At 66.4% G+C, this 5,528-nt stretch carries 6 protein-coding genes; all 6 read left to right on the top strand.

All coding sequences use genetic code 11. The features are described from left to right. Nucleotides 1-13 precede the first annotated feature (13 nt). The 6 genes from hflK to ACXJKR_RS22770 all read left to right on the top strand — a co-directional run bounded on the left by hflK (nt 14) and on the right by ACXJKR_RS22770 (nt 5,471). Nucleotides 14-1,210, top strand: a complete 1,197-nt coding sequence (hflK, locus tag ACXJKR_RS22795; RefSeq protein WP_056199622.1) for an FtsH protease activity modulator HflK — start codon at nt 14-16, stop codon at nt 1,208-1,210. Nucleotides 1,211-1,225: 15 nt separating this feature from the next. Further along, complete coding sequence (gene hflC, locus ACXJKR_RS22790) at nt 1,226-2,122, top strand: protease modulator HflC (protein ID WP_457324745.1); 897 nt, start codon at nt 1,226-1,228, stop codon at nt 2,120-2,122. Next, on the top strand, nt 2,119-2,301 hold the full coding sequence (locus tag ACXJKR_RS22785; protein WP_056198157.1) for a DUF2065 domain-containing protein: 183 nt from the start codon (nt 2,119-2,121) through the stop codon (nt 2,299-2,301). The genes hflC and ACXJKR_RS22785 overlap by 4 nt, the downstream gene beginning before the upstream one ends. 61 nt (nt 2,302-2,362) lie before the next feature. Further along, on the top strand, nt 2,363-3,526 hold the full coding sequence (locus ACXJKR_RS22780) for an ATP phosphoribosyltransferase regulatory subunit (protein ID WP_457324744.1): 1,164 nt from the start codon (nt 2,363-2,365) through the stop codon (nt 3,524-3,526). A gap of 43 nt (nt 3,527-3,569) precedes the next feature. Further along, entirely contained in the window at nt 3,570-4,904 is a 1,335-nt protein-coding gene (locus ACXJKR_RS22775; RefSeq protein ID WP_457324743.1) for an adenylosuccinate synthase, read from the top strand. Between the two features lie 45 nt (nt 4,905-4,949). Beyond that, a complete protein-coding gene (locus ACXJKR_RS22770; protein ID WP_056198151.1) occupies nt 4,950-5,471 on the top strand; it encodes a phosphoribosyltransferase in 522 nt (173 codons plus the stop codon). Nucleotides 5,472-5,528: the final 57 nt, after the last annotated feature.

Here is a 5,528-nt window from a genome sequence, read left to right as displayed (position 1 = left end):
GGCCCAGCGTCTGATGACGCCGGTCGCCCGTGCCGCGAGCCGGTTGCTGAACAACGGCCGCAACGACGGCCCGCCCGATCTCGACGAGCTCTGGCGCGAATTCAATCGCAAGCTCTCGGGCATGTTCGGTGGCAAGTCCAGCGGGCCATCCGGCCCCAGCGGCTCCGGTGGCTCGCCCGACATGAAGGGCGCCGGTATTGGCCTGAGCCTCATCGCCGGCGTTGTCGTTTTGGGCTGGCTGGCCAGCGGCTTCTTCATCGTGCAGGAAGGCCAGCAGGGCGTCATCACTTCCTTCGGCAAGTACAGCAAGACGGTCGAAGCCGGTTTCCAGTGGCGCCTGCCCTATCCCTTCCAGGCGCATGAGATCCAGCCGGTCTCGCAGCTGCGCCAGGTCGAGGTTGGGCGCAGTTCGGTCGTCGCCGCCACCGGCCTGCGCGACTCGTCCATGCTGACGCAGGACGAGAACATCGTCGATATCCGCTTCACGGTGCAGTTCACCATCCGTGACCTGCGCGACTTCCTGTTCGAGAACCGTGACCCCGAGCAGGCCGTGCTGCTGGCCGCAGAGTCGGCGGTGCGCGAGATCGTCGGCAAGAGCACGATGGATTCGGTGCTCTATGAGCAGCGCGACGCTATCGCCGCTGACCTGGTCAAGTCCATCCAGGTCCAGCTGGATCGCCTGAAGGCCGGCATTCAGGTCGTCAATGTCAATGTGCAGAGCGTGCAGCCGCCCGAGCAGGTTCAGGCGGCGTTTGACGACGTGCAGAAGGCCAACGCCAACCGCGAGCAGTTGAAGAACGAGGCCCAGGCGTACGCGAACGACAAGATCCCGAGTGCGCGAGGCGATGCCGCCCGGTTGCGCGAGCAGGCCGAGGGCTACAAGGCCCGTGTCATCGCAACGGCCGAGGGCGATGCGGCGCGCTTCAAGAGCGTGCTGACCGAGTACCAGAAGGCGCCCCAGGTCACGCGCGACCGCCTCTACATCGACGCGATGCAGCAGGTCTACACCAACGTCAGCAAGGTGATGGTGGACAGCAAGAGCGGCTCCAACCTGCTCTACCTGCCGCTGGACAAGCTGCTGCAGCAAGGCAGCAGCGGCACCGTGACCGTGTCGGCACCGCAGCCGACCACCGTGCCCGAGCCGCAGACGCTGCCCAGTGCCAACGACCTGCGCAGCCGTGACAACCAGCGCAGCCGCGACGGCCGCTGATCGAGGACCATCCGAATGAACCGTATTGCCGCCATCGTCGCCGGCGCCATCGTCGTCCTGATGCTGCTGTCGTCGATGCTCTTCATCGTCGACCAGCGCMAGTTCGCCGTCATCTATGCGCTCGGCGAGATCAAGGAAGTCGTTACCGAGCCGGGCCTGAAGTTCAAGCTGCCGCCGCCGCTGCAAAACGTCGTGCTGCTGGACCGCCGCGTGCAGACGCTTGACAGCACCGAGTCGCGGCCCGTCTTCACGGCTGAAAAGAAGAGCCTGGTCATCGACTGGCTCATCAAGTGGCGCGTCGCCGAGCCGCGCCAGTTCATTCGCAACAGCGGCGCTGACATGCGCAACGTCGAGAACCGCCTGGTGCCCGTCGTGCAGGCCGCCTTCAACGATGAAGTGACCAAGCGCACCGTCATCGCCGTGCTGGCCACCGAGCGCGAGAAGATCATGCAGGACGTGCGCAAACGCCTGGCCGACGAGGCCAAGCAGTTCGGCATCGAGGTCGTTGACGTGCGCATCAAGCGTGTGGACTTCGCGGCCAGCATCACCGAGTCGGTCTACCGCCGCATGGATTCGGAACGCAAGCGCGTGGCCGCCGAGGCCAGGTCCACCGGCTCCGCCGAGGGCGAGCAGATCAAGGCTGATGCCGATCGCCAGCGCGAAATCATCGTTGCCGAAGCCTTCCGTGATGCCCAGCTCATCAAAGGCGAGGGCGACGCCAAGGCCTCTGCCCTGTACGCCGAGGCCTTTGGCCGTGATCCCCAGTTCGCCCAGTTCTACCGCTCGCTGGAGGCTTACCGCGCCAGCTTCAGCAGGAAGAGCGACGTGATGGTGGTCGATCCATCCAGCGACTTCTTCAAGGCCATGCGGGGCTCCGGCGCCGCGGCCGCCGCCGCACCGGCGCGCAAGTGAACGAACTCCTCACCGCGCTCGCGCTGGTGATGGTCATCGAGGGGCTGATGCCCCTGCTCAGCCCGGCGCGCTGGCGCGAGGTCTTCAGCCGCATCCTGGCGATGAGCGATGGGCAGATTCGTTTCATCGGCCTGGCCAGCATCCTGATGGGTGTGTTCGGACTGCTCTGGTTGCGCTGATCTGAAGGCTGGGCCCGGGAGGCACCGGTAGAATGCCGTTTTTAACCGCCTGCCTTCGCCCATGTCCTCTGCTTGGCTGCTGCCCGAGCACATCGCCGATGTCCTGCCTTCGCAGGCGCGCCACATCGAAGAGCTGCGTAGAGAACTGCTCGACATGGCCCGCAGCTACGGCTGCGAGCTCGTCATTCCGCCGCTGCTGGAGCATCTCGACTCGCTGCTTTCCGGCACGGGCAGTGGCTCCGAAATCAAGCTCTTCAAGCTGGTTGACCAGCTCTCGGGCCGGTCGCTTGGCCTGCGTGCCGATACGACGCCCCAGGTCGCCCGCATCGACGCCCACCTGCTGAACCGCCAGGGCGTGACTCGCCTGTGCTACTGCGGGCCCATCGCGCACACGCGGCCGGATGGCCTCAACACCAGCCGCGAGCCCTTGCAGTTCGGTGTCGAGATCTATGGCCATGCCGGCCTGGAAGCCGACCTTGAGGTGCATGAATTGGCCTTGGACGCGCTGCGCCGAGCCGGCTTGAGCGACGTGATGCTGGACCTTGGCGATGCACGCCTGCTGCAAGGCGTGCTTGAAGGCATCAAGCTGGCTCCCGAGACGCTGGAAGCGCTGACGGCGGCGCTGGCCGCCAAGGACCTCTCCGCACTGGCCGCGCTGAGCGCGGGCATGCCGGCCGTCACACGCGATGCTTTGCTGGCCTTGCCCAGTCTGTTCGGTGGCCGGGAAGTGCTGGCAGAGGCAGCGCGGCGCCTGCCGGATCACCCGCTCGTCAAGGCGGCCCTGGCCGACCTGGACTGGCTGGCCGGCCATCTGGCTGCTGTTCATCCCGAGGTCAGCCTGGGCTTTGACCTGGCCGACCTGCAGGGCTATGCCTACTACACCGGCATCCGCTTCGCCGCCTATGCCTCGGGCTGCTCCGACGCCGTGCTGCGCGGCGGGCGCTATGACGAGGTCGGTGCCGCTTTCGGCCGCCGCCGCCCGGCCGTCGGCTTCAGTCTGGACCTGAAGACGCTGGTGGCCCTGGTGCCGGCCACGCCCTTGCGCGCCGCCGTGCGCGCGCCGTGGGGCGAGGATGCTTCACTGCGCCAGGCTGTACGGGCCTTGCGTGAGCAGGGCGAGACCGTGGTCTGCGTGCTGCCGGGCCATGAGCACGAGGCCGATGAATTCGACTGTGACCGCGAACTGGTTCGCGAGCACACTGACTGGATCGTCCGCGCGCTTTGAGCGCCGGCGGCCCTTCCCAATCCAAAGCTAGCAGGCAAACAAGATGCAGAGCCAAACCGCGCGTGGACGCAATGTGGTCGTCGTCGGCACCCAATGGGGTGACGAGGGCAAGGGCAAGGTCGTGGACTGGATGACGGATCACGCCCAGGGCGTGGTGCGCTTCCAGGGCGGCCACAACGCAGGCCACACGCTGGTCATCAAGGGCGTGAAGACCGCGCTGCAGTTGATCCCCAGCGGCATCATGCGCGACGGCGTGGCCTGCTACATCGGCAATGGCGTCGTGGTGGACCCCACCCATCTGCTGACCGAGATCGAGCGCCTGGAAGCGGCCGGCGTCGAGGTGCGTTCGCGCCTGTTCATCAGCGAGTCCTGCCCGCTGATCCTGCCCTTCCACGTCGCCGTGGACAAGGCGCGCGAACAGCTGCGCGAGACCAGCGGCAGCGGCAAGATCGGCACCACCGGCAAGGGCATCGGCCCGGCCTACGAGGACAAGGTCGCCCGCCGCGCGCTGCGCGCCCAGGACCTGAAGCACCCCGAGCGCTTCGCCAAGAAGCTGCGCGAGCTGCTGGACCTGCACAACTTCGCGCTGTCGGGCTATCTGAAGGGCGAGCCGCTGGCCTTCGAGCCCATCTTCGAGCAGGCGATGAAGATGGCCGAAGCCATCAAGCCCATGCTGGCCGACGTCGGCTACATGATCCACAAAGCGAGCAAGGCTGGCGCCAACATCCTGTTCGAAGGCGCCCAGGGCACGCTGCTGGACATCGACCACGGCACCTATCCCTACGTGACGTCCAGCAATTGCGTGGCCGGCAATGCCGCCGCCGGCGCTGGCGTCGGCCCGCAGATGCTGCACTACATGTTGGGCATCACCAAGGCCTACACGACGCGCGTGGGCTCCGGGCCCTTCCCGACCGAGCTGGACTGGGAAACGCCCGGGACCGTGGGCTACCACCTGTCCACCGTCGGCCAGGAGCGCGGCACCGTGACCGGCCGCGCGCGCCGCTGCGGCTGGCTGGACGCCGCTGCGCTGAAGCGCTCCATCATCATCAATGGCATCACCGGCCTGTGCCTGACCAAGCTGGACGTGCTGGACGGCCTGACCGAGATCAAGATGTGCGTGGGCTACCAGCTCGATGGCAAGCTGCTCGACATCCTGCCGCTGGACGCCGACGAGATCGAGGCCTGCGAGCCCGTGTTCGAGACCTTTCCGGGCTGGCCCGAGACGACCTTCGGCGTCACTGCCTGGGACAAGTTGCCGGCCAATGCGCGCAGCTATCTGAAGCGCGTGGAAGAAGTCATCGGCGCGCCCATCGACATGGTCTCGACCGGCCCCGACCGCGAGCACACCATCGTGCTGCGCCACCCCTATTCGTCCTGAAATTCGCCCGACACTTCAAACCTATTCGACGGAGACCCCGCCATCATGCTGACCGACGACGGCAAACACCTCTACGTGTCCTGGGACGAGTACCACCTGCTGACCGAGCGCCTGGCCCTCAAGGTGCACGCTTCGGGCTGGCAGTTCGACCAGATCCTCTGCCTGGCCCGCGGTGGCATGCGCCCGGGCGACGTGCTGTCGCGCGTCTTCGACAAGCCCCTGGGCATCATGTCGACCAGCTCCTACCGCGCCGAGGCCGGCACCATCCAGGGTCGCCTGGACATGGCCAAGTACATCACCATGCCCAAGGGCGAACTGGCCGGCCGCGTGCTGCTGGTGGATGACCTGGCCGATTCGGGCGTCACGCTGAAGGCCGTGGTGGAGCGCCTGCGCGGCATGCCGTCCATCACCGAGTTGCGCTCGGCGGTCATCTGGACCAAAAAGGTTTCTGCCTACATGCCGGACTACTACTGCGAGATGCTGGAAACCTCGCCGTGGATCCATCAGCCGTTCGAGGAGTACGACGGCATGGGGCCGGAGCTGCTGGCGAAGAAGTTCGCTGTTTGAGGGGAACGAGGGCGTGGCACGACAGAACTCGGTTTGTGCCACCACTCGCCGAAGCGC

It is taken from the genome of Roseateles sp. P5_E11 (genome assembly GCF_054049355.1).
The sequence above is the reverse complement of the archived record's forward strand: the minus strand, read 5'-3'. Positions and strand labels throughout refer to the sequence as shown.